The organism is Pseudomonas sp. 43mfcvi1.1, from assembly GCF_900115935.1.
In the GTDB taxonomy this organism is placed as follows: Bacteria; Pseudomonadota; Gammaproteobacteria; order Pseudomonadales; family Pseudomonadaceae; genus Aquipseudomonas; species Aquipseudomonas bijieensis.
This window is the reverse complement of sequence record NZ_UETT01000004.1, coordinates 194531-217495: the sequence shown is the minus strand read 5'-3', so window position 1 is coordinate 217495 and position 22965 is coordinate 194531. Positions and strand designations below refer to the sequence as shown.

At 61.4% G+C, this 22965-nt stretch carries 18 protein-coding genes and 1 pseudogene; 7 read left to right on the top strand and 12 right to left on the bottom strand.

The features are described from left to right. Window positions 1-11: 11 nt before the first annotated feature. Complete coding sequence (locus tag DTP52_RS09740) at window positions 12-3137, top strand: multidrug efflux RND transporter permease subunit (protein ID WP_109753159.1); 3126 nt, start codon at window positions 12-14, stop codon at window positions 3135-3137. A gap of 437 nt (window positions 3138-3574) precedes the next feature. Here DTP52_RS09740 and DTP52_RS31565 read toward each other — a convergent pair whose 3' ends face one another. Both DTP52_RS31565 and DTP52_RS31560 read right to left on the bottom strand, forming a co-directional pair. Then, on the bottom strand, window positions 3575-4075 hold the full coding sequence (locus DTP52_RS31565; protein WP_256594253.1) for a methyl-accepting chemotaxis protein: 501 nt from the start codon (window positions 4073-4075) through the stop codon (window positions 3575-3577). A gap of 372 nt (window positions 4076-4447) precedes the next feature. Continuing rightward, a pseudogene (locus tag DTP52_RS31560) lies at window positions 4448-5602 on the bottom strand (FIST signal transduction protein); the annotation flags it as partial. 344 nt (window positions 5603-5946) lie between these two features. Between DTP52_RS31560 and DTP52_RS09725 the strand changes: the two are divergent. Both DTP52_RS09725 and DTP52_RS09720 read left to right on the top strand, forming a co-directional pair. Continuing rightward, window positions 5947-7053, top strand: a complete 1107-nt coding sequence (locus DTP52_RS09725; protein ID WP_109753157.1) for a hypothetical protein — start codon at window positions 5947-5949, stop codon at window positions 7051-7053. A 231-nt stretch (window positions 7054-7284) separates the two neighbouring features. After that, window positions 7285-8811, top strand: a complete 1527-nt coding sequence (locus DTP52_RS09720) for an FAD-dependent monooxygenase (protein ID WP_109753156.1) — start codon at window positions 7285-7287, stop codon at window positions 8809-8811. Window positions 8812-8862: 51 nt separating this feature from the next. On the opposite strand, the gene yghU is transcribed toward DTP52_RS09720, so the two are convergent. The 5 genes from yghU to DTP52_RS09695 all read right to left on the bottom strand — a co-directional run bounded on the left by yghU (window position 8863) and on the right by DTP52_RS09695 (window position 13733). Next, entirely contained in the window at window positions 8863-9702 is an 840-nt protein-coding gene (gene yghU, locus DTP52_RS09715; RefSeq protein ID WP_109753155.1) for a glutathione-dependent disulfide-bond oxidoreductase, read from the bottom strand. A 44-nt stretch (window positions 9703-9746) separates the two neighbouring features. Next, window positions 9747-10481 (bottom strand): ABC transporter substrate-binding protein, encoded by a 735-nt coding sequence (locus DTP52_RS09710; protein ID WP_109753154.1) that lies wholly within the window; start codon window positions 10479-10481, stop codon window positions 9747-9749. Between the two features lie 28 nt (window positions 10482-10509). Then, a complete protein-coding gene (locus DTP52_RS09705; protein ID WP_109753153.1) occupies window positions 10510-11853 on the bottom strand; it encodes a diguanylate cyclase in 1344 nt (447 codons plus the stop codon). A gap of 1 nt (window position 11854) precedes the next feature. After that, window positions 11855-12613: an ABC transporter substrate-binding protein gene (locus DTP52_RS09700; protein WP_109753152.1), complete on the bottom strand. Its 759-nt coding sequence runs from the start codon at window positions 12611-12613 to the stop codon at window positions 11855-11857. Between the two features lie 124 nt (window positions 12614-12737). After that, window positions 12738-13733 carry an aldo/keto reductase gene (locus DTP52_RS09695; protein WP_109753151.1) on the bottom strand — a complete coding sequence of 332 codons (996 nt, stop codon included), beginning with the start codon at window positions 13731-13733 and terminating at the stop codon, window positions 12738-12740. A 113-nt stretch (window positions 13734-13846) separates the two neighbouring features. On the opposite strand from DTP52_RS09695, the gene DTP52_RS09690 reads away from it, so the two are divergent. Then, the gene (locus tag DTP52_RS09690) at window positions 13847-14770 is read left to right on the top strand and encodes a LysR family transcriptional regulator (RefSeq protein WP_109753150.1); all 924 of its coding nucleotides are present in this window, start codon (window positions 13847-13849) and stop codon (window positions 14768-14770) included. Between the two features lie 160 nt (window positions 14771-14930). Here the strand turns inward: DTP52_RS09690 and DTP52_RS09680 are convergent, their stop codons facing one another. The 5 genes from DTP52_RS09680 to DTP52_RS09660 form a co-directional block, all read right to left on the bottom strand. Beyond that, complete coding sequence (locus tag DTP52_RS09680; protein WP_109753149.1) at window positions 14931-15674, bottom strand: SDR family NAD(P)-dependent oxidoreductase; 744 nt, start codon at window positions 15672-15674, stop codon at window positions 14931-14933. A gap of 174 nt (window positions 15675-15848) precedes the next feature. Beyond that, window positions 15849-16616: a phosphonate ABC transporter, permease protein PhnE gene (phnE, locus tag DTP52_RS09675; protein WP_109753148.1), complete on the bottom strand. Its 768-nt coding sequence runs from the start codon at window positions 16614-16616 to the stop codon at window positions 15849-15851. Beyond that, a complete protein-coding gene (phnE, locus tag DTP52_RS09670; RefSeq protein ID WP_109753147.1) occupies window positions 16613-17440 on the bottom strand; it encodes a phosphonate ABC transporter, permease protein PhnE in 828 nt (275 codons plus the stop codon). The genes phnE (DTP52_RS09675) and phnE (DTP52_RS09670) overlap by 4 nt, the downstream gene beginning before the upstream one ends. Then, window positions 17434-18231, bottom strand: coding sequence for a phosphonate ABC transporter ATP-binding protein (locus DTP52_RS09665; protein ID WP_109753146.1), 798 nt, complete (start codon window positions 18229-18231; stop codon window positions 17434-17436). Before DTP52_RS09665 ends, phnE (DTP52_RS09670) begins: the two co-directional genes overlap by 7 nt. Beyond that, entirely contained in the window at window positions 18228-19079 is an 852-nt protein-coding gene (locus DTP52_RS09660; protein ID WP_109753145.1) for a putative selenate ABC transporter substrate-binding protein, read from the bottom strand. The genes DTP52_RS09665 and DTP52_RS09660 overlap by 4 nt, the downstream gene beginning before the upstream one ends. A 287-nt stretch (window positions 19080-19366) precedes the next feature. On the opposite strand from DTP52_RS09660, the gene DTP52_RS09655 reads away from it, so the two are divergent. From DTP52_RS09655 to DTP52_RS09645, 3 genes are all read left to right on the top strand, one after another. Continuing rightward, complete coding sequence (locus tag DTP52_RS09655; protein WP_109753144.1) at window positions 19367-20302, top strand: Ppx/GppA family phosphatase; 936 nt, start codon at window positions 19367-19369, stop codon at window positions 20300-20302. 252 nt (window positions 20303-20554) lie between these two features. Further along, window positions 20555-21652, top strand: a complete 1098-nt coding sequence (locus tag DTP52_RS09650; RefSeq protein WP_109753143.1) for a carboxynorspermidine decarboxylase — start codon at window positions 20555-20557, stop codon at window positions 21650-21652. A 25-nt stretch (window positions 21653-21677) separates the two neighbouring features. Further along, window positions 21678-22922 (top strand): saccharopine dehydrogenase family protein, encoded by a 1245-nt coding sequence (locus DTP52_RS09645; RefSeq protein WP_109753142.1) that lies wholly within the window; start codon window positions 21678-21680, stop codon window positions 22920-22922. The last annotated feature ends 43 nt before the right edge of the window (window positions 22923-22965 follow it).

Below are 22965 nucleotides of genomic sequence, written 5' to 3'. Positions count from 1 at the left end.
GGAAGAAAACGATGCCGGATTTTTTCATCAACCGTCCGAACTTTGCCTGGGTCATCACCTTGTTCATCGCCCTGGCCGGCGTACTGACTCTGGGCACCTTGGCGGTCAGCCAGTACCCGGACGTGGCGCCGCCGCAAATCAATGTCAGCGCCAACTATCCGGGGGCCTCGGCGCTGATTGTCAGCCAGAACGTTACCAGCCTGATCGAAGAGGAGCTCAACGGCCTCAAGGGCTTGATCTATTACGAATCCAACAGCGCCAACGGCGGTGCCGAAACCACCATCACCTTCAAGCCGGGCACGGATCCCGACATGGCCCAGGTCGATGTGCAGAACCGCTTGCAGCGAGTGGTCGGCCGCTTGCCCCAGGCGGTGATCGAGCAAGGGCTGGAAGTGGAGCAGGCACGTTCCAACTTCCTCCTGGTGTATGCCTTGTCCTACACCGATGGCCAGCAGGACTCCGTCGGGTTGGCCGACTATGCCGCCCGCGCCATCAACAACGAAATTCGCCGGGTGGCCGGGGTCGGACGAGTGCAGATGTACACCGCCGAACGGGCCATGCGGATCTGGGTCGATCCGGCGCGGCTGGTGGGCTACAACCTGTCGATGGCCGATGTCGGCAGAGCCATCGCGGGGCAGAACATACAGGTGCCGGCTGGTAGCCTGGGTGAACGGCCGGGGCCAGCCGACCAGCAGATCACCGCCACGGTGATGGTACAAGGGCAGCTCGAATCGGTGGAGGCGTTCGGCAACATTGTGCTGCGGGCCAACGATGACGGTTCCAGCGTGCGGATCCACGACGTGGCGCGGGTCGAGCTGGGGCGCAAGGACTACCGCTTCGACGCGCGCCTGAACGGCAAGCCGGCGGCGGCCATGTCGGTGCAACTGGCACCGGGCGCCAACGCACTGCAAACGGCGGAGGCGATCAAGACGCGGCTCGCACAGCTGTCGAGCACCTTGCCGGCGAACATGGTCCTGAGCGTGCCGTATGACACCTCGTACTTTGTCGAGGTGGCAATCAAGCAAGTCATCTACACCCTGGTCGAAGCCATGGTCCTGGTGTTCCTGGTGATGCTGCTGTTCTTGCAGAACCTGCGCTATACGCTGATTCCGGCGGTGGTGGTGCCGGTCTGCCTGCTGGGAACGGTGGCGGTCATGGCCGCGCTGGGCTTCTCGATCAACATGATGACGTTGTTCGGCATGGTGCTGGCGATCGGGATCCTGGTGGACGACGCCATTGTCGTGGTGGAAAACGTCGAGCGGTTGATCGCCCAAGAACACCTGTCGCCCAAGGCCGCGACCCGCAAGGCCATGCGGCAGATCAGCGGGGCGATTGTCGGCATTACCCTGGTGTTGGCGGCGGTGTTCCTGCCGCTGGCGTTCATGGGCGGCTCGGTGGGCGTGATCTACCAGCAGTTTGCCGTGGCCTTGTCGGTGTCGATCCTGTTCTCCGGGTTCCTGGCGCTGACCTTGACGCCGGCCCTGTGTGCCACCGTGCTCAAACCTTTCGACCCGGCGCACCCGACCCGGCCCAACCGCTGGGCGAGCGCTTTCAATCGACGCTTCGAGGCCCTGGCCCAGCGTTATGAGCGGCTGGGCGCGAGCTGGGTTCGACGCGGTAGCCGCAGCCTGTGTCTGTACCTGGTGTTGCTGCTGGTACTCGGCTTCACCTATGCCCGGTTGCCGTCCTCGTTCCTGCCAGCGGAGGACCAGGGGTACATCGTCACCGATATACAGCTGCCACCCGCCGCATCGGCCGCGCGCACCGACGTGACGGTCCAGGCATGGGAGCGATATGCCCTGGCGCAACCAGCCACGGACCAGGTGTTGGCGATCATGGGGTTCAGTTTTTCCGGGGAGGGCGCCAATGCGGCGTTGTCGTATGTCACCCTCAAGGATTGGTCGCTGCGCGGCAGCGGGCAGGCCAGCGACGAGGTGGCTCGACGCGCGAACGACGCCTTTGAAGAGGTCGCCGATGGCACGTTGTTCAGCGTGGTGCCGCCGCCAGTCGACGGTTTTGGCACCTCCAGCGGCTTCGAGTTGCGCTTGCAGGATCTGGCGGGGCAGGGGCACGAAGCGCTATTGAAGGCGCGCAACCAATTGCTCGAGGCAGCCAAGGCCTCGCCGGTGATTGACCATTTGATGGAGGATGGCCTGGCCGATGCACCGCAAATCAACGTCAGCATCGACCGTGAAAAGGCCGAGGCGCTGGGGGTGAGTTTCGATGTGATCAGTGCGGCGCTGTCCTCGGCGCTGGGTTCGGAGCAGATCAACGAGTTCGCCAATCAGGGACGGATGCAGCGGGTGATCATCCAGGCCGATGGCACGAGCCGGCAGACGCCGCAAGCGTTGCTGCGCCTGCAAGTGCCCAACCGCCAGGGGCGCCTGGTGCCTTTGGATGCGTTCAGCCGTTTTGAGTGGCAAGTCGGACCGTTGCAGATCGCTCGCTATAACGGCTCGGCATCGCTGCGTTTTTCCGGGGATGCCGCGCCGGGCTACAGCACCGGGCAGGCGATGCAGGCGTTGCAGGACATCGCCCGGCAGTTGCCGGCCGGTTTCAGTCTCGAATGGGCGGGGCTGTCGTTGCAGGAACAACAGGCCAGCGATCAGGTGCCGCTGTTGGTAGGGTTGTCGTTGACCATGGTTTTGCTGGTGCTGGTCGCCCTGTATGAAAGCTGGGCGATTCCCTTTGCCGTGCTGCTGATCGTGCCGGTGGGCATGCTCGGTTCGGTATTGGCGGTGACAGTGATGGGCATGCCCAATGATGTCTATTTCAAAGTGGGCTTGATCACGATCATCGGTCTTTCCGCCAAGAACGCCATCCTGATCGTCGAATTTGCCAAGGCCCTCCACGCTGAGGGCGCCAGCCTTGCACAAGCGGCGGCTCAAGCTGCACGCTTGCGGTTCCGACCGATCGTCATGACCTCCCTGGCCTTCATCCTGGGAGTGATGCCCCTGGCGTTCGCCAGCGGTGCCGGTGCTGCCAGCCAGCGAGCGCTCGGCACCGGCGTGGTCGGCGGCATGTTAGCAGCGACCGTGCTCGGGGTTTTGTTCGTGCCGGTGTTTTACGTTCAGGTGCTGTCCGTCGCGAACCGCTTGCGTCGCCGCCGTGGTGCATCGATCGAGGAGGGCGCGTGACGTCCCGTTGATTCGGGCTGGGTGGAAGGCACTTCCGGCGATGGAAAACACCGAGCTCCAGGCAGTCGTTCAAGGTCCCTACAGTGATCACCAAACCCTGTGGGAGTGAGCTTGCTCGCGATGACGGCGGTACATCCGACATCACCGCCAACTGACCCACCGCTATCGCGAGCAGGCTCGCTCCCACAAGGGATTGCGGGTGTCCACGGCATTTGGAGTCGACACCAGTAACCTGTGGGAGCGAGCCTGCTCGCGATGACGCCGGCCAGCCAACATCACTGCCAACTGACCCACCGCTTTCGCGAGCAAGTCCGCATCCACAGGGGATCTGCTGCGGACGTGCGATCTCGCCCCGTCAGTAACCCGGTGCTATCGGCCTTCCACGAAGACCTGTTGGAACCATCTCACCAAGTCCGGCCATCCTGCCGTGCTCGACCTCAGGTACTGGCGTGGGTCAGCCCGGTCAAGGTGTCCGCGATAGCCTTCGTACGTTGCGCCGTGCCTTCGGTGGTGCGGCTCGAGTCTTCCAGGGCATCGAGCATCTCGCGCAGGGCACTCACGGCGATGGACTGGTCTTCGATCTGTTGGGCGACACCTTGGATCTCCGTTGAGAGCAGGTCAATGTCCACGCCGATTTCCGCGGCATTCTTGCGGGTGATTTCCGCGAGCTTGCGAACCTCGTCAGCCACCACCGCAAATCCTCTACCCATCTCACCGGCGCGTGCCGCTTCGATGGCGGCGTTGAGGGCCAACAGGTTGGTCTGTCCGGCGATTTGCTGGATGACCTGTACGATCGACTGGATACGCAAGCTCGAACTGGCCAGCGCCCGGGCGCCGACCACCGCTTCACCCGCTTGGGTGGCAAGCTGTTCGACGGTCGTGCCGGCCTGCTCGGCGACGTTGTTTTGCCGGTCGATCGTGCCCGTCAGGTCATCCATCGATAGGTGCAGCTCGCCGGAGTAATGCTTGATCTGCGTTGCGATCTGCGCTTGCTGCTGGCTGGCGTGGGCCAATACCTGACCCAGGTCCGTCAGGCCGTCGAACACCGGCAGGATCGTGTTATCCAGGCCGCGAGTGTCCAAGGCGCTACTGAAGTCATTCATCTTGAACGCCATGATCTGCTTGACCACGACATGGTTCAGGCCCGCCAGCTTCTTGACCTGGCGGCGCAGGAAAAACGCCTTGAACTCACCATAGTGGGCGATGAAGTTGTCGACGTATTCATCGACGAAACTGGCGCCCCTGGTGATTCGAAAGAAGAAAATCGCCGTGAGCGTCTGGTTCAGGTTCAAGCCGAGGATTTCACCAAAGGTCGAGAAACCGGCCAGAGGCACATCCCCGAAAATACCGGCCATGCTGCCCAGGTCGCTGCTGTTGTTGAGCCGGCGCAGGATGCAGTCGTTGAGAATGGCGGCCACCGGACGGCCGCCCTTGCCCTTGAGGAATTTCTCGTAGTCGAGCCGGGTCGCCTCGCGAAGGGGCGTGCGCTTGACCATCACCAGCTCTTCGCCGGGCGCCACATCGCAGAACAGCTGGATGATCTGCTGCTGATAGTCGATACGGGCAATCGAGCGTACGAACAGCTCATCACCCACGCGGATGGCGAATGAATAATCGGCCAGCTTCTTTTCCAGCGCCTGGGCACTGCACTCGAACGCATCGCACAGCGCCTGGACCATGCTCTTGATGTTCCCACGGCTGTCGATGACCTGGTCGATGGTGCGGTCTTCGACCGACGCGGTCAGTACGTTGAACGTCAGCCCGGCAGGTTGGAAGTTCTGGCTCTTGAACACCCCGAAGCGCACATCCGCCGCGGTTTTCAGGAAGACAATCTGCGCATGGTTCTGATAACTGCGCTGCCCATCGCTGATCAGGGTCTTTTTAAAATCCGTCTTGCCACCGGCCGACCCGCCGACGAACAGGCAAGGGAAACGTCCAGACTCATAGAGCGCTTCCATAAAGAACGATTCGGAGGCCGAAAGACCATCGAACACCACGTAGGCCAAGGTATCGCGATGATCGATGGGCGTGCTCACTTGCGCCTGCTTGATGTTATTCACCAATCGGGCGATTCGCTCACGCATGGCCAGGCGCTTGCCGCCACCGCGAATGTCCTCGCACTCCAGGGGCACCATCACCACTTCGGCCGACACAATCACACTGGCGTCAAACAGCTGCAGCACCACCCGGTCCCAGGACTCGCCGGTCTGGCAGTACAGCGTATTCGCACCGTTGCACAACTCACCCGAGGTCGTGCACAGGCTGATGGTGCTGTTGGGAAAGCGCTTCTTGACCTTAGTAGCGACTCGGTCGATGTCCAGGTGAGGGGAGACGAACCCGGTGACCAACACGGGAGTGATGCGTAGGTTGGCCAGCGTCTGGTCAAGTTCACCCGAAGTGCAGGCCACGCTGACCGTCCCCTGATTGCGGGCTCGGGCTTTGTTGAAGAGGTTCAGTAGGTTCATGGCTGGACTCGGTTGAGCGCGACGTGAGGCGTATGAGGTGTGGTGGGTGGAGTCCTTTCTCTATAGCGGTCACGGCTGGGGGCTTGTATGGGCGTGAGCTTGGGCTATTGGCGGGGGCGGTCCATAGGGGCTTTTGGTTGGGGTTTACTACGTCTGTTGGTCAGCGACTTTCGTATAGGTTTCAGGATAAACAGATGGAAAAAAATCAGTTCTCACCCGCTGGACGACAAAGCGTCACCCGCTATGCTTCGACGATGGCGTCTTGCCATTCACTACGCCCATCACAATCAACCCCAGGCGCGAGACGAGAACCTGCCCGTCATCGCCCTTTGCAGAGACGACCCATGAATACATACAAAGCCGTGTCGGGAGTTGTGTGGGGTGTTTTGTTCGGTTGCATCGGCCAGGCCAATGCCTTTCAACTTTCGCCGGATGGCACCTTGGCTGAGCGGGAGATGGCCAAGAAATACGGGGTTTCCTATAAGGCGACGGTGCCTTTCGCCAGCTTTGCGCTGCATAATTTTTCCGATCCGGCCCATGAGGCGTTGACGCAGAAGATCTATGGGTGCGACGGCGATTGGCAGGACTGCAGCAACCCTAACCTGGAGTATGCCGGAGCCTACATTATTGCCGGGGTTCGCTGGAACGATGACCCGGTGTTCATGCCAGGCACGGAAGATGCCAGAACCAAGGGCTGCAATGGGCGTTACTCGGTTGGCTTTATCTCGCAGACGCGGTGCTGGGTAAATCTGTTCGAGAAAGCCGAGGACAAAAGCGCTTCCGATCCGATGGCGTTCATGGGGTCGGGGAATTACATCTCTCGTTCGCATTTCGGCGACCTGCAGTTCTTGCATGCAATGGCTTCCCAGGAGGGCGCCACGCCAGAGCAGACCAAGCGTGAAATCATGATGTGGGCCGAGTTCGCCTGGGGTGTTGCCGACGGAACCTACCCCATCAATACCTATTTGAAAGACATCAAGATCGAAGGCTGGGAGCAGCATTTCAATAATGGGCAGACGGTGCAGGACCTTTTTGCGGTCGGGCGTCCGTGGCTGCGGGCGAATGTGAACCAGGTGGCGTTGGGCAGCCTGCTTCATCTTGTCCAGGACAGTTTTGCCGGCGGGCATGCGCAGCGGCGCGAAGAGGTCATGGGTGACAAGTGCATGGGCGGGGCGGAGGCTGTGCTGGGGCGAATCGAGGAATTTCATTCTTACGCCCGGCAGGATCATGCCAAGCACAAGGCCGATGACGCCAGTTCAGTCGCTAGGATCATGCTGATGGCCCATGAACCGGACGTCGTGGATGCGGGCAAGAAGCTGAGAGGGTTTATCGCCGATCGCAGGAAATGGGCGGATGTCAGGCCTTATCTGGATGAGTGTGTCTTTGCCCTGGCCAATGAAACGACTCCGGCGTCGGCGGGTGATGGATACAGGCTGGAAGCCAACCGCTGAACACGTGACGAAAAGCTGTGGGGGAAAAACTGTGGGAGCGAGCTTGCTCGCGATAACGGTGTGTCAGCTTACGGTTATGGTGAATGTACTGACGTCATCGCGAGCAGGCTCGCTCTCACAGTAGCCGCAGAACGATGTGCCTTACTTGCCCGCCGGCCGTTCGTTGACATTCAGCCTTCCTCGACCATTATTAAGTGCCTCCAGAGTTATCAGTCCTCCAGAGGCACGAGCATGGTACAAACCGACATTCTCATTGTGGGAGCCGGCCCTACTGGATTGGTCCTGGCGTTATGGCTCACCCGGCAGGGGGTGGCTGTCAGGATCATCGACAAGAGCCATGGGCCGGGGGAGACCTCGCGGGCCATGGCCGTCCAGGCCCGCACACTTGAGCTTTATCGCCAGTTCGGCATGGCCGGTGCGGTCATCGAAGCCGGGTACAAGACCCCGGCCATGAACATGTGGGCCCTGGGAAAACGCAAGGCGCGGATTCCGCTGGTGGACGCCGGCGGGGATGTGTCGCCTTATCCTTTTGTCCTCATATACCCCCAGGATCGTCATGAGCAGCTGTTGGTCGAGCAGCTTAAGTCCCTGGGCGTCGATGTCGAGCGGCAGACCGAACTGCTGTCTTTCGAGGATCATGGCGACCGGGTTACCGCGTGCCTGAAGCAGGCCGATGGTCGCGAAGAGACGCTCACGGTCGCTTACCTGGCAGGCTGCGATGGCGCTCGCTCGCTCGTCCGGCATCAGGTGGGGAGTGGCTTCGAGGGCGGTACCTATAAGCAACTGTTCTACGTGGCGGATGTGTCTGCCAGCGGTTTCGAGCCTGCGGGCGAGGCCCATATCGCTTTTGATAAATCCGAATTCGTGTTGGTGTTTTTCTATGGCGAAACTGGCCAATATCGCCTGATCGGCACGGTTCGTGACGAACGTGCAGAACACCCTGAGACGCTTACGTTCGAGGACGTTGGTCACGACGCGATTAACGGCTTGAACATCAGGGTCGATCACGTCAATTGGTTCTCCACTTACCGGGTCCATCATCGTGTCACGGATCAGTTCCGCTGGGGCAGGGCGTTTTTGCTGGGAGACGCTGCCCACGTCCACAGTCCGGCCGGCGGCCAAGGCATGAATACCGGCATCCTCGATGCGATCAATCTGGCCTGGAAACTGGCGGCGGTCGTGAAGGGGCGGGCAGCAGACTCGCTGCTCGACAGCTACCAGGCGGAACGCCAGGCGTTTGCGCAAAAGCTTGTGGAAACTACAGACCGGCTGTTCACCTTTGCCACCGCCCAAGGCAATTTTGCCGACTTCGTGCGCACGCGCATCGCTCCACTCTTCGCAAGTGTCGCCTACAAGAGCGAGAACGTGCGTGAGTACCTGTTTCGGATGGTGTCCCAAACCTCCTTGAATTATCACGAAAGCCCATTGAGTGCCGGCAAGGCGGGTGACGTGCAGGGCGGCGACCGTTTGCCATGGGTACCGCTGCCGGGTGCCGACAACTACGAACCGCTCGCGACCATCGGCTGGCAGGTGCATGTCTACGGCGAGGCCCGGGCGGACCTGAAAGCCTGGAGCAGCCAGCACCAGATCCCCCTGCACACGTTCGCCTGGCAGCATGATCATGACAAAGCCGGGTTGTGCCGGGACGCCGCCTATCTGCTACGCCCCGATACCTACGTCGCCCTGGCGGATCCGCAAGCGTCTACGGCAACGTTGAGCCAGTATTTCAGCGACCGGGGCCTGACACTGCCGGCTTGAACGCGCCAGGTAGGGCGCCGGACGCTGCCGATAGCCAACCTGTGAGCGTCTTCAGCCCAGATCCCCAGCCTCATGCCGCTCCGGCACCTGGCTCGCCTCGTCACCCCACGTGCGATTGACCCGCTGTCCGCGCTGGACGGCCGGACGCTTGGCGATTTCTTCCGCCCAGCGTTGCACATGGGTGTATTCGTGAGCACTCAGGAATTCGGCGGCGCCGTAGACGTTGTTGCGCACCAGTTGCCCATACCAGGGCCAGACCGCGATGTCGGCGATGGTGTAGTCGTCGCCTGCCAGGTAGCGGCTTTCGCCAAGGCGGCGATCCAGCACGTCGAGTTGGCGCTTGGCTTCCATGGTGAAGCGATTGATCGGGTATTCGAGCTTCTCCGGCGCATACGCGTAGAAATGCCCGAAGCCGCCACCCAGGTACGGTGCGGCGCCCATCTGCCAGAACAGCCAGTTCAGTGTTTCGGTGCGACCTGCCGGATCGGTGGGCAGGAAGGCGCCGAATTTTTCCGCCAGGTAAAGCAGGATCGAGCCGGACTCGAAGACGCGGATGGCGGGCTCTACGCTGCGGTCCAGCAGGGCCGGGATCTTGGAGTTGGGGTTGATCTGGACAAAGCCGCTGGAGAATTGATCGCCCTCGTTGATGCGGATCAGCCAGGCGTCGTATTCCGCGCCCGCATGACCCAGCGCCAACAGTTCTTCCAGCAGGATGGTCACTTTCACGCCATTGGGCGTGGCCAGGGAATAGAGCTGCAGTGGATGCTTGCCAATCGGCAAGGTCTTTTCGTGAGTCGGCCCGGCAACAGGGCGGTTGATGCTGGCGAACTGGCCGCCAGACGGGGCGTCGTTTTTCCAGACCTTGGGCGGAACGTAGGACGCATTGCTCATCGGGACATACCTCATCGGTTGCTTGTGGTGTGATCCCCCAGAGTCTACCGCTGTTCGTTCATGATCCGCGCCACTTCACCGGAAGCCTTGAGCTGGTCGAAGGCGCGTTGGGCCTTGGCGACGACTTCATCCGGTGTGCTCAGGCTGAAGGCCAGGTGGACCCTGTGGGGTTGTTCGTCGAGGGTATAGACCTCTTCCAGCGAAGTGAAATCCACCTGGGCGTCTTTGCTCATCAGGCGTGCGGTGTTCTCTGGCATCGGCAGCAACTGGATCTGGCGATTCAACAGTTTTTGAAAGTTGTCGTGGTTGTTGGCCGAGATGACCAGCCGGGTGAACCCACGCTGTTGCAGATAAATCTGCTTGGCGTCATTGCGCACCACGCCGATGCTGTACTGCTTGGCATCCTCGAGGTTGTTGACGGTAATGCCTTGGCTGTCACGCATTTTATAGAGCCGGCTCGCCACTCGATGTATTTCACCCACCCATTTGAACAGTTGCTCGCGAGCCGGGGTGCGGTCCAGCGGGAAAATCAGCACGTTAGGCTCGTGCAGCGCCTTTTCATAGGCCCGGGCCCACGGGTAGAGCGACAGGCTGTAGTCGGTGAGCTGCGCGTTTTTCAGCGTTTCTTCGGCGATGCGAATGCCCGGCCCGACGACCTTGTCGTCACGCTGATAGGCGTACAGCGAGTCTTCGGTGACGACTTCGATTGCCTCGGCGTGGCTTTGCAGGCTGATGGAGGCAAGTAGCAAGCATGAGCAGAGTGTCAGGCGAATATGCATATGCAGACCTCATGGCGCGCGATGGTTGTTACAGGGCGACGCAGTCGCGCCCCTGGTGTTTGGCCCGGTACAGCGCCTGGTCGGCGCGTTGCAGCAATTGGTCAAAATGATCCATTGTCTCCGGGTCGAGCTCGGCGACGCCGATGCTCACGGTGACAAAAGGCGATACCTTGGAGCCGCTGTGGGGCAGCTCACGCTCGGCCAGGCTCGTACGCAAGCGTTGGGCGGCTTCGCAGGCCTGGACGCCGTCGATATTGGGCAGGACCACGACGAACTCTTCGCCGCCTACGCGCGCGGTCAGCTCGCCAGAGCGGCCGAACACACTGCGCAGGGTCTCGGCGATCTCTTTCAAGCACTGGTCGCCCTGCATGTGGCCGTAGGTGTCGTTGTAGATCTTGAAGAAATCGACATCGCACATGAGCACGGCCAGCGGGGTCTTATGGCGGATCGCCCGGCGAAACTCGATTTCCTTCAGTTCGTCGAAATAGCGACGGTTGGCCAGGCCCGTCAAGGCATCGTGACGTGACAGCGCTTCGAGCGATTGGTTGGCTGCCTTCAATTCAGCGGTGCGTGCCTCGACCAGTTCGGCCATTTGATCGCGGCTGGCGGCAAGAGCCAGTTCGTCCGAACGCTGGCGCTCCAGATGGGCGTGGAGATTGTCCTGGAGTGCATTGACCTGGGATTCGAGCAGGCTCAGTTCGTCCTGGCGCAACACCGCCCGTTGCAGCTTGAGGTGATGCTTGAGGGTTTGCGGCGCAAGTTCGCCCAGGTGACGGGCGATATGCACCACGTGCACGGTCACCAGGCGGTTGAACATGGTCATGACCAACCCGGCCAGCAGCAAGGACTGGATGAGCTGGGTAATGACGATGCTGCGTGCTTCGCCCCAGAGGCGCTCCCACAGCAGGTTATTGTCGCCTTCGATGGTCAGCTCGCCGACTTTTTCCTGGGCTCCGGCGTAGGGCTGCGCGATGAGTTGGCGACGCAGCACCGGTACCACGCCCGATTGAGCGACGGTGTATCGATTGAGTTCGATGATTTCGGGGGCTTGGCCGGGGCGCAGGATGTTCAACACCACGCGACCCACGGGCGCTGCCGTGGCGACGCTGGTGATTTGCTGGTCGAGGGATTCACGGTCCAGCTCCCAAATGGCGTGGGCCAGGGTGTTCTGGAACACTTGGTCGATCAGGGCCAGTTCCGAATTCATTTCCGCGAGGTTGTTTTCCCAGGCCAGCCAGGTTCGCCAGGTGACCATCGCCAGGGTAAAGAGCAGGCAGAACAGCAGCGTTGCCAACACCAGGCGCCGCCCCAGGGAGCTGAACGCCTTGGCCTGTGGTTGTAAGGAGGACACCGTACGGAAATCGCCCCCCATGTCATAACCATTTGCGCAGGATGGCATCGTAGACGCCGTTGCGGCGGATGGTTTCAAGGCCAACACGGAACTTCTCCACTGTTTCGGTCGGCGTCTTGCGGCTGAACGCCATGTTCAAGCCATCTGTACTGCTCAGCTCGGGCAGCGGCAGCGAGCGGATCAGCACTTTGTCCGGGTCTTCGCCATTCTGGCGCGTCAGGTACAGCGCGTTGAGTTCATTGGAAATCCACAGCTCCACGTGATCGACCTTGAGCTTGCGGTAGTTGTGTTCGTACTTGGTGCTCGACTGCAATTCTTCACCGATGCGGAACCCTTTCGACACCAGGTACTGCTCGCCCACGTCCTGATTGACCGTGGCGATCTGGTGACCATGGGCATCGGCCAGCGAAGCGAGTTTTACCGGTCGGTCCGCCAGGGAGTAGATGTACCACTGCGTCGGGCCAATGGTGCCGACCCACTGAAAAAGCGAATCGCGTGCCGGTGTACGGACGATCGAGTAGATCAGTACGTTGCTTTCATTGAGCGCCAGTTCATACGCCCGGGCCCAAGGCATGGCCTGGATAGGCGCGTCCAGGCCGACCTCCTTGAGCACGGCCTGGACCACCTCGGTGCTCATGCCGGTCACTCGCCCGTTCTGCGTCATGTTGTAGGGCGGCAGTTCCTCGGTGACGATGCGCAGCGGCGCCTCTGCCGCGCAAGCGCCAGCAGCGAGGAACATCAGGACGCCCCACATCAGCAGGCGATTAAGCGGCAAACCCATTGATCATTACCCTATGCAACTTGCAGAACCCGGCGAGGCCTGGGAGCTATCACTGATAGGGTTATCGGCTGGGCGGGCGCCTGCTTGAATCGTGCCTGTCGAAAGCGACAGCCCAGCCGCGGGATCAACCGTTCAACAGCGTCATCGTTTGCGCCTGGTATCGGTCGCCCGCCACCGCACCTTCGCCTGCGAAAATCCCATCCAGTTGGGCCAGTTCGTCAGCGCTCAACATCACCGAAGCCGCCGCCACATTGCTTTCCAGATACTTGCGCTGCTTGGTGCCCGGGATCGGGATGACATGCTCGCCCTGGGCCATTACCCAGCCCAGGGCCAGTTGCGAGGCGCTGATGCCTTTGTCCGAGGCCAAGGCCTTGACCCGCTCTACCAGCATCAGGTTGCGATTGAAGTTGTCAGCCTGGAAGCGCGGGCTGAAGCGACGATAGTCATCGGCGGCGAAGTCCTCGGGTGATTTCAGCTCGCCGGTCAGGAAGCCCCGGCCCAGGGGGCTGTAGGCGACGAACGCAATGCCCAGGCGTTGGCAGGTAGCGAGCACGCCGTTTTGTTCGGGGTCGCGGGACCACAGCGAGTATTCGCTTTGTACCGCTGCCAGTGGATGCACGGCGTGGGCCCGCTGGATGGTCTCGGCGCTGGCTTCCGAGATCCCGATGTGGCGGACCTTGCCAGCCTTGACCAGCTCGGCCATGGCGCCGATGGTTTCTTCGACGGGCACTTCAGGGTCAATGCGGTGCTGGTAGTAGAGGTCCAGGTAATCGGTGTCGAGGCGCTTGAGGCTGCCGTCGACAGATTGCCGGACGTATTCGGGGCGGCCATTGACACCTCGGGCGTGGGGGTCGCTGCTGCGCACCAGGCCGAATTTGCTCGCCAGGTACAGGCCTTCACGTTTGCCACGCAGGGCGCGTCCGAGCAGTTCTTCGTTGGTGTACGGCCCGTACATGTCGGCGGTGTCGAACAGCGTCACGCCCAATTCCACGGCGCGATGGAGCGTGGCAATCGCCTCTCGCTCGTCCACGCCGGTGGTGTAGAAATCCGACATGCCCATGCAGCCCAGGCCGATGGAGGAAACGTAGGGGCCACGATGGCCGAGTTGGCGGGTCTTCATGATGATTACTCCTGGAAATGAACGACCTGTGCAGTCTCCATCAAGGGGTTTCCTGGATAAATCCACGATTATTGGTTTAACTATTCGTGATACCTGAATAATGAGGCGCGACATTGGACCGATTACAAGCCATGCAGGTGTTTCGGCGCATCGTTGAACTGGGTGGTTTTGGCAAGGCGGCCGATGACCTTGGGCTACCCAGGGCCACCGTCAGCCTGCTGATCCAACAGTTGGAAGCGCATCTTGGGGTGCAGTTGTTGCAGCGCACCACCCGGCAGGTGCGCGCAACGCTTGATGGCCAAGCGTATTACCAGCGCAGTGGCCAGTTGCTGGACGACCTCGATGACCTGGAAAGTTCGTTGTCGGCGCAGCGAAGCCAGCCGCGCGGCACCTTGAAAGTGGACATGCCCATTGCCTTCGGGTGCACCTGGATCCTGCCGCGCCTGGCGGATTTCTACCGCCGCTACCCGGCGTTGCAACTGGATCTGGGCTTCCACGACCGCCAGGTCCATCTGCAGCGCGAGGGCGTGGATTGTGCAATCCGCGCCGGCAATGTCGTCGACCAGGCGTTGGTGGCACGCCCCATCGTGCGCCTGCACCAACTGACCTGTGCCAGCCCCGGCTATCTTGCCCGCGCCGGGACGCCTGGGCGGCTGGAGGATTTGCCAGCGCACCAGGTCATTGGCTTTGCGTCTGGCAATGGACGGTTTTTCCCGTTCGAATTCGAGGTGGCGGGGCGGGTGCGCGAAATGCAATTGCCGAGTGAACTGAACGTCAATAACGCCGATGCTTATGTGACCGCCTGTGAGGCGGGATTCGGCTTGATCCAGGTGCCGCGTTATCACGTGCAACGGCAGTTGGCCGAGGGCAGGCTGGTCGAAGTATTGAGCGAGTATCGCGTGCCGACGTGGCCGATCTCAGCGGTGTACCCGCCCCATCGACAGTTGTCGCCCAGGGTGCGGGTGTTTATCGACTGGGTGATCGAGCTGTTGCACGGCGAGGCGGATGCGCAGGGGGCGCTGATGGAGCGGGCGTAGAGCCATGCGAAAACCTTGTGGGAGCGGGCTTGCTCGCGAAGGCACTATCAGGTTAAACATCATCGTTGGCTGACAGCCCGCTTTTGCGAGCAAGCCCGCTCCCACAGATCGTTCCTTGTCGTGCCGAACCGCTGCTTCTTCTAGCCAGGACTCGCCACAATCAACGCAAGGTGTAGCCGCTGTCCACTACCCAGTCCTGGCCATACACGCCCCGTGTCCCCTGGCTCAATTGGAACAGGATGACATCTGCCACGGCTCCGGGTTCGAGGAATTGCCCGTTTAGAAGGCGCTGGTTGACCGTGCTTGCCACTGAGCCCAGGGCCTCTTCATTAAGGCCCAGGGTGCCCCAGATCGGTGTGGCGGTAGGCCCCGGTGAAACCATGTTGATGCGAACGCCAAGGGGGGCCAGTTCAACGGCCAGGGTGCGCATCTGAGCGCGCAAGGCGGCTTTCGAGGCGATATACGCGGCCAACCCTGGAAAGGTGACCCGCTCGAGGAACGTACCGATGAACACCACGGACGCCTGGGCTGACAGGTGCTCGCGCAGGCTGCTCAGGGTATTGAGGGCGCCCGCGCCATTGACAGCCCATTGCCTGTCGAAAGCGGCCAGGTCCAGGCCGTCGGCAAGTTGCGCGATTCCCGCATTGGGAATCAGACAGTCCACCGGGCCGATGGAGGCAGCCAGTTGTGCCAGCCTGGCCTGGTCACTCGCCTGCGTCACGTCACCGGGCAGCCAGGACAGTCTGTCGCCAAACCGTTCGACCAGTTCGCCGAGGCCACCGATCTGTCGCGACATCGCGATCACGTTGGAGCCGCGCTCCAGCAAGCGTTGGGTGACGGCCAGGCCAATCCCCGAACTGGCACCGGTGACTACACTAAGAGCAGGTTTGAATTCATGACTCATGTGGCTTTCTTCCTAGGTTCGCCAAAAGGGGCGGCAGACCTCATCAGAAACTGTGCCAACTCAGAATGCCTTGCCAGTCAGTGGCTTGGCGTTTGCTTGGTTATTTTGACTCGGTTGCGTCGTGGTCATTAAGACCTGTCGATTGGTCTTTATGACTACGCCGTGCAACAGCCATCAAGCCTTGACCCACCGCTGGCGGCTCCAACTGCTCAACGTATCGACCGCAAAAACCAGCAATAGCATTGCCAGGATCACCGTGCTGCCCTGTGCTTCCTGGAACAGGCTGAGGCTGACGTAGAGCATTTGCCCCAAGCCGCCGGCGCCGACGAAGCCGAGCACGCTGGCCATGCGTATGTTGTTTTCCCAGCGGTACAGGACATAGGCCAGCAGTTGAGGCAGAAGGTTGGGCAGCGTGCCGTAGCAGAACGCCAATACGGCATTGCCGCCTTGCAGGCGGATCGCGTCGGCCGGTTCGGAAGGGGTATTTTCCAATGCCTCGGCGAACAGCCGGCCGAGCACGCCGGTGGTGTGCAGGGCCAAGGCCAGGGTGCCGGCATTGGGGCCGAGCCCGGCGGCCAGGACCATCAGTGCGGCCCACACCAGTTCTGGAACGGCGCGCAAGGCATTGAGCAGCAGGCGCGAAGCGCTCTGCGGGGGCCAGCCGAAGCGACCGGCCGCAGGCAGGGCCAAAAGCAGGCCAAACACCGCCGCGAGCAGGGTGCCAAGGGCCGACATGGCAAGGGTTTCCAGGGCGCCGTGAGCGATCGCCTTCAGATGACCCGGGCTCAAGTCCGGACTGAGAAAACGCTGCGCGTAAGCCCCCATCCGGTGCAGATTACCGCTGTCGCCAAGCTCGCTCAGGTCGATGCCCAGGTAGACGAACGAGGCGACGACCGCCGAGCCGATGCACAGGACCATGACCGCGTTGAGCAGGCGCTTCATGCCAGCCTCCAGCGCAGCAGGCGGCTGAGTTGATCGGCGAGCAGCACCAGCATCAGGAACGTCAGCAGCAGGCTGGCCACTTCACCGCCGGCGAACATTCGCAACGACAAATCCATTTGCTGGCCCAGGCCTCCGGCACCGACGAACCCCATCACCACCGAGGCGCGGATGGCGCATTCCCAGCGATACACCGTATACGACAGCAGTTCCGCCGCGACATTGGGCAGGATCCCGTAGCAGAAGGCCGCGAGCCGGCTGCTGCCGGACTGCAAGAGTGCGTGGGCCGGGCGCTGGTCGACCGACTCGTAGATTTCCGCGTAGACCTTGCCCAGCATGCCGCTGTAGGTGATGGCGATCGCCAGTACGCCGGCGGTGGGGCCGAGGCCGACGGCGCGTACGAAGAGCAAGGCCCAGACGATTTCCGGGACGCTGCGCAGGAAGATCAGCAGGCCGCGTACTGGCCAACGCAGCAGTTGCCCCCAATAACCCGGATGCCCGGCACGGGAGGCCGCCGACAGTGACAGGGCGCGGCTGGCCAACAGGCTTGCGGGCACCGCCAACAGCAAAGCCAGGGCCATGCCGGCCGTGGCGATAGCCAGTGTCTGCAAGGTGGCCTGCCACAGCAGTTCGATGAATTCGTCGCCATGGGCGGGAGGCCAGAAGGCCGCTACAAACCGGCCCATTTCGCTTTGGCTGTCGCTGGTGACCAGCACTCGGAGGTCCAATTCGCTGAGCTGGATGCCGGGCCAGAGCAGGACAAGGGCCAGCAGGCTGAGCAGCAGGCGAGGGCGGCTGGCGGGGTCTCGGGTATCGCGTGTCAGCATCGGGGGATCTGCACGCTCGAGGGCGGGAGGGGCGTTGGCGAAGACTGCAGCTGTTCGTTGGCGTAGAGCGTGTCGAGCAACGGACGGTCGACCGCCTCGGTTGGCAGGTCGAACAGGATCTGCCCATCACGCAGGCCGATGACCCGGGAAAAGTGCGCCAAGGCCAGTTCCACCGCGTGCAGGCTGGCAACCAGGGTAACGTTGTGCTCCCGGGCATGGCGACAGAGCACCGAAAGCGTGTGCTCGGCTAAAACCGGGTCCATGGCCGAGACCGGTTCGTCGGCCAGCAACACCTCCGGCGCCTGATACAACACCCGGGCAATGCCAACGCGTTGCAACTGTCCGCCGGACAGCTGCTGGCATTGCGCGAACAACTTGTCACCCAGGTCCAGCCGGGCCAGCGCCGCCCTGGCGCCTGGAATATCCAGCGGATGCAGCAGGTTCAACAGGCTTTTGCCGATGCCCCACTGACCGAGTTTTCCGGCCAGGACTGCGGTGACCACGCGTTGGTGTGGCGGCAGGGGCGGCGCTTGGTGGATCAGGCCGATACGCGCGCGCAGGCGCTGACGCTGGCGGGCAGACAGTTGCCAGGCGGGTTCGCCGAGCAGCTGTAGCTCGCCGTTACCCGGGCGCAGGGCGGTGGCGAGCAGGTTGAGCAGGCTCGACTTGCCCGCGCCGGACGGGCCGATGACCGCGACCTGTTCGCCCGCGCCGATGTGCAGGTCTATGCCCCGCAGCGCCTGGACACCGTTGGCATGGGTAACGCTGACCTGGGTCAGTTGCAGGGTCATTTGAGCAGTTCGGCGGCGCGCGCGGCTTCCTCGATGCCCTTGTAGTTCTCAGGCTTGGTTTCGATGAAGCGACTGGCGGCCTGCAGGTCGAGGATTTCCTTGTCTTTCGGGTTGGCCGGATCGAGTGCCAGGAAAGCTGCCTTGATCTTGGCCGCCAACGCTGGGTCGAGGGTGCCGCGCACCGTCCAGTTGTAGTCGAAATAGGTGGGGGTGGTGGCGAAGACCTTGACCTTGGTCGTGTCGACCTTGCCGGCCGCCACCAGTTTTTCCCAGACGCTGGCGTTCAGCACCCCAGCGTCCACCTTGCCGGCCTGGACCCAGGCGACGGTAGCGTCATGGGCGCCCGAGTAGCCCACGCGGCTGAAATAGCTTTCCGGCTTGATGCCGTCCTTGAGCATGAAATAGCGCGGCATGAGACTGCCGGAAGTCGACGACACCGAGCCGAAGGCGAAGGTCTTGCCCTTGAGGTCGGCGAGGGATTTGACGGCCGGGTCGGCGGTGATGAATTTACTGGTGAACTGGGCATCCTGTTCGCGCTGTACCAGCGGGATGGCGTTGCCGGTTTTCAGGCGTGCCTGCACGAAGGTGAAGCCACCCAGCCAGGCCATGTCGATCCGGTCGGTGGCCAGCGCCTCGACCACGGCCGGGTAGTCGCTGACGGGGACGAACTCGACTTTCATGCCGGTTTGTTGTTCCAGATAGGCACCCAGCGGCTTGAACTTGCGCAGCAACTCGGTCGGGGCCTCATCGGGAATCGCACTGACTTTCAGGGTATCGGCGGCCTGGGTCAGCAGGCTGCAAACAGACAGGGCAACGCCGACGGCCAATGCCAGGGAACGCTTGAGCATGGAAGATCTCCGGTACATGAAGGCAGGAATGTTGACGCATCACGCCCACGGGTAAGCGGTACGCCGTTCTGTGAGGGTAGACGAAGGAGAGGGATATTAACCGTTTCCGGCCTTGAACTCATCCAAACCCCTTGTGGGAGCTTGCTCGCCGCCACGCGTCTGCTTCCATGGCAACGCGCGTGGTGTGTCATCCAGGTGTCATCGAAGCCAGGCAGGATTCTCGCAAACCATCGTGGGATGTCCGGCAGCGCTTGTGCCTGCTGGCTGATGAAGCAAGGAACACCGCTATGAAAGGCGACGCCCCTCTGTTCGCGGCCATTGACCTGGGCTCCAATGCGTTTCGCCTGATGATTGGTCAGTCGGTAAAGCGTAATCGACGCCTGGTGATCCAGGAGGTGAAAACCCTGCGCGAGCCGGTCCGCTTGGCTGAAGGCCTGCAGGCTGGGGCTCTGGACGAGCTGGCGCTGGATCGGGGTTGGCAGGCCCTGGCCCGATTTGGCAAAAAGCTGCGTGGCTTTGAAGCCACAAGGGTGCGGGCAGTGGCGACCAGTGCCGTGCGCGAAGCGGCCAATGCCCAGTTGTTCCTGGCCAGTGCCGAGCGGCACCTGGGGTTTCGGATCGATGTGCTGTCCGGTCATGAAGAAGCCCGGCTGGTGTATGCCGGTGTTGCCCATACGGTGCCCGGTGTCGAGCGTACGCGGCTGGTGGTGGACATCGGCGGTGGCTCGACCGAACTGATTCTGGGGCAGGGCGCTCAACCGTTGTCGACGGAAAGCATCGCCATCGGCAGCGGCACCTTTGGCGCACGTTACTTTCCGGGTGGCTGCATTACCGCCCAAGCCTTGTTGGAGGCTGAGCGAGTGGCTACCCAGCAGTTTGAAAAAGTGGCGGCTGGTTATCGCGCGCAGGGCTGGCAGCAGGCGATCGGCTCTTCCGGTACTGCGCGGCTGTTGGCCAAGGTGCTCAAGGCCAATGGTCTCAACGACTTTGGACAAGGCGGTATCACCTACGGTGGGTTGTTGCGTTTGTCGTTGAAGCTGCTGGACGTCGCTCATCTCAACCAGCTCAGGTTGGCCGGCTTGCAAAGCCATCGCCTGGGCATCTTGCCCGGTGGCCTGGCTATCATGCTGGCGGCCTTCAAGACTTTCGGTATCTCGAACATGATCGCTTCCGAACCGGGCCTGAGGTTCGGCGTTCTTCATGGCCTGATGCATCAGCACTGATCGCGGACGGTCGTTGTCATTACCGTTTATCAGCGACGGCTCAATTTCGGGCATCAGCGCTTCATCGGTTGTCCCTTGTTTGCCGCAACCTCCAGCATTTCATCGCCTGGGCAGCAGCTGCGTCCGCTTATCGCAAGCATCGGCCTGGATCAGGGTGATTGCATGAACGGAACTTTTCGCTCTTTCGATATGCAGTCAGTGAAGGCACAATGCGCATCCTTTTTTGGCTCGCCTTGCCCGGAGGCCTCGAAAATGATCAAAACGCCGTACTACCTCATCGATAAACAAAAGCTGCTGGCGAACATGCAGAAGATCGCCTATGTGCGTGAGCAGTCCGGGGCCAAGGCCTTGCTGGCGCTCAAGTGCTTCGCCACCTGGTCGGTGTTCGACCTGATGCAGCAGTACATGGACGGCACCACGTCGTCGTCGCTCTACGAACTCAAGCTCGGCCGGCAGAAGTTCGCTGGCGAGACCCACGCCTACAGCGTGGCCTGGGCCGACGACGAGATCGAGGAGATGCTCGCCAACTGCGACAAGATCATCTTCAACTCCATCGGCCAGTTGCAGCGTTACACCGAGGCATCGGCCGGCAAGGTCCGTGGCCTGCGGGTCAATCCGCAAGTGAGCAGCTCCGATTACCTGCTGGCGGACCCGGCGCGACCGTTCAGCCGCCTGGGCGAATGGGATCCGGTGAAAGTCGAGCAAGTCATCGAGCATATCTCCGGCTTCATGTTCCACAACAACTGCGAGAACGGCGATTTCGGTTTGTTCGACCAGATGCTGGGCACTATCGAAGAGCGCTTTGGTCACTTGCTGCATAAGGTCGAGTGGGTCAGCCTCGGTGGCGGCATCCATTTCACCGGTGAGGGCTACGCCCTGGATGCCTTCTGCGCACGGCTCAAGGCCTTCTCGCAGAAGTATGGCGTGCAGGTCTACCTGGAGCCGGGCGAGGCCGCGATCACCCAGAGTGCGTCGCTGGAGGTCACCGTGCTCGACACGCTCTACAACGGCAAGCACCTGGCCGTGGTGGACAGCTCCATCGAGGCGCACATGCTCGACCTGCTGATCTACCGCCTGAACGCCAAGCTGGCGCCGAGCGAGGGCGAACACACCTATATGGTGTGTGGCAAATCCTGCCTGGCCGGAGACATTTTCGGCGAGTACCAATTCGATCGTCCGCTGTCCATCGGCGATCGGCTGTCGTTCATCGACGCGGCGGGCTACACCATGGTCAAGAAAAACTGGTTCAACGGTCTGAAAATGCCGTCCATCGTAGTGAAGCAACTCGACGGCAGCGTCGAGGTGGTTCGCGAGTTTGTTTACGACGACTATTTGTCCAGCCTCTCTTGAGCTGGCGGAAGGAGAAATAAAGAAATTGAAGAAGAACGTACTTATCATTGGTGCAGGAGGTGTCGCCAAGGTGGTGGCCCACAAGTGCGCGCAGCACAACGACGAACTCGGTCGTATTGCTATCGCGTCGCGCAACATCTCCAAATGCCAGGCCATCATCGACAGCGTCAAGGCCAAGGGTAGCCTCAAGCAACCCGCCGACATCAAGGCCTTTGCACTGAACGCTCTGGATGTCGAAGCGACCAAGGCGCTGATTCGCGAAACCGAGTCGCAGATTGTCATCAACGTCGGCTCTGCCTTTCTCAACATGTCGGTGCTGCGTGCCTGCATCGATACCGGCGTGGCCTACCTGGACACCGCCATCCACGAAGAACCGGGCAAGGTCTGCGAGACGCCGCCCTGGTACGGCAACTACGAGTGGAACCACCTCCAGGAGTGCCAGGAGAAGAACATCACCGCCATTCTCGGCGTGGGCTTCGACCCGGGTGTGGTCAATGCCTATGCGGCACTGGCGCAGCAACAGCATTTCGACCGCATTGATTCGATCGACATCCTCGACGTCAATGCTGGCTCCCATGGCAAATATTTCGCCACCAATTTCGATCCGGAAATCAATTTCCGCGAATTCACCGGACAGGTGTGGAGCTGGCAGGACAGCCAGTGGACCAGCAACACCATGTTCGAAGTCAAGCGCACCGATGACCTGCCGGTTGTCGGCTCGCAGAACCTGTACCTGACCGGCCACGACGAAGTGCATTCGCTGTCGAAGAACCTCGATGTGCCCAACGTGCGTTTCTGGATGAGCTTCGGCGAGCACTACATTAATGTGTTCACCGTACTCAAGAACCTTGGCCTGCTCTCCGAGCAACCGGTCAAGACCGCCGAAGGCCTGGAAGTCGTGCCACTGAAAGTGGTCAAGGCCGTGCTGCCTGATCCGAGTTCGCTGGCACCGGGCTACACCGGCAAGACCTGCATCGGCGACCTGGTCAAGGGCACCAAGAATGGCCAGCCGCGCGAGATGTTCATCTACAACGTGGCCGACCACGAGGAGGCCTACGCCGAAACCGACAGCCAGGGCATTTCCTATACCGCAGGCGTGCCACCTGTGGCCGCGGCCTTGCTGGTAGCCCGTGGCGAGTGGGACGTGCAGCGCATGGTCAACGTCGAGGAGCTGCCTGCCGAGGCGTTCCTCGAAGCGCTGGATGTGATGGGCTTGCCGACGCGCATCAAGGACGAGCATGGAGACCGTCCCTGGAACCAGAACGCCTGAAGGATTCCAGGCAGGTTCCGCCCTGGCTATCCCTGGATAGGAA

Excerpts from the sequence above, each read along its gene's own strand:
- DTP52_RS09740 (WP_109753159.1), top strand. The coding sequence starts at position 12 with ATGCCGGATTTTTTCATCAACCGTCCGAACTTTGCCTGGGTCATCACC.
- DTP52_RS31565 (WP_256594253.1), bottom strand. The coding sequence starts at position 4,075 with ATGGATGACCTGACGGGCACGATCGACCGGCAAAACAACGTCGCCGAG.
- DTP52_RS09725 (WP_109753157.1), top strand. The coding sequence starts at position 5,947 with ATGAATACATACAAAGCCGTGTCGGGAGTTGTGTGGGGTGTTTTGTTC.
- DTP52_RS09720 (WP_109753156.1), top strand. The coding sequence starts at position 7,285 with ATGGTACAAACCGACATTCTCATTGTGGGAGCCGGCCCTACTGGATTG.
- yghU (WP_109753155.1), bottom strand. The coding sequence starts at position 9,702 with ATGAGCAATGCGTCCTACGTTCCGCCCAAGGTCTGGAAAAACGACGCC.
- DTP52_RS09710 (WP_109753154.1), bottom strand. The coding sequence starts at position 10,481 with ATGCATATTCGCCTGACACTCTGCTCATGCTTGCTACTTGCCTCCATC.
- DTP52_RS09705 (WP_109753153.1), bottom strand. The coding sequence starts at position 11,853 with ATGGGGGGCGATTTCCGTACGGTGTCCTCCTTACAACCACAGGCCAAG.
- DTP52_RS09700 (WP_109753152.1), bottom strand. The coding sequence starts at position 12,613 with ATGGGTTTGCCGCTTAATCGCCTGCTGATGTGGGGCGTCCTGATGTTC.
- DTP52_RS09695 (WP_109753151.1), bottom strand. The coding sequence starts at position 13,733 with ATGAAGACCCGCCAACTCGGCCATCGTGGCCCCTACGTTTCCTCCATC.
- DTP52_RS09680 (WP_109753149.1), bottom strand. The coding sequence starts at position 15,674 with ATGAGTCATGAATTCAAACCTGCTCTTAGTGTAGTCACCGGTGCCAGT.
- phnE (WP_109753148.1), bottom strand. The coding sequence starts at position 16,616 with ATGAAGCGCCTGCTCAACGCGGTCATGGTCCTGTGCATCGGCTCGGCG.
- phnE (WP_109753147.1), bottom strand. The coding sequence starts at position 17,440 with ATGCTGACACGCGATACCCGAGACCCCGCCAGCCGCCCTCGCCTGCTG.
- DTP52_RS09665 (WP_109753146.1), bottom strand. The coding sequence starts at position 18,231 with ATGACCCTGCAACTGACCCAGGTCAGCGTTACCCATGCCAACGGTGTC.
- DTP52_RS09660 (WP_109753145.1), bottom strand. The coding sequence starts at position 19,079 with ATGCTCAAGCGTTCCCTGGCATTGGCCGTCGGCGTTGCCCTGTCTGTT.
- DTP52_RS09655 (WP_109753144.1), top strand. The coding sequence starts at position 19,367 with ATGAAAGGCGACGCCCCTCTGTTCGCGGCCATTGACCTGGGCTCCAAT.
- DTP52_RS09650 (WP_109753143.1), top strand. The coding sequence starts at position 20,555 with ATGATCAAAACGCCGTACTACCTCATCGATAAACAAAAGCTGCTGGCG.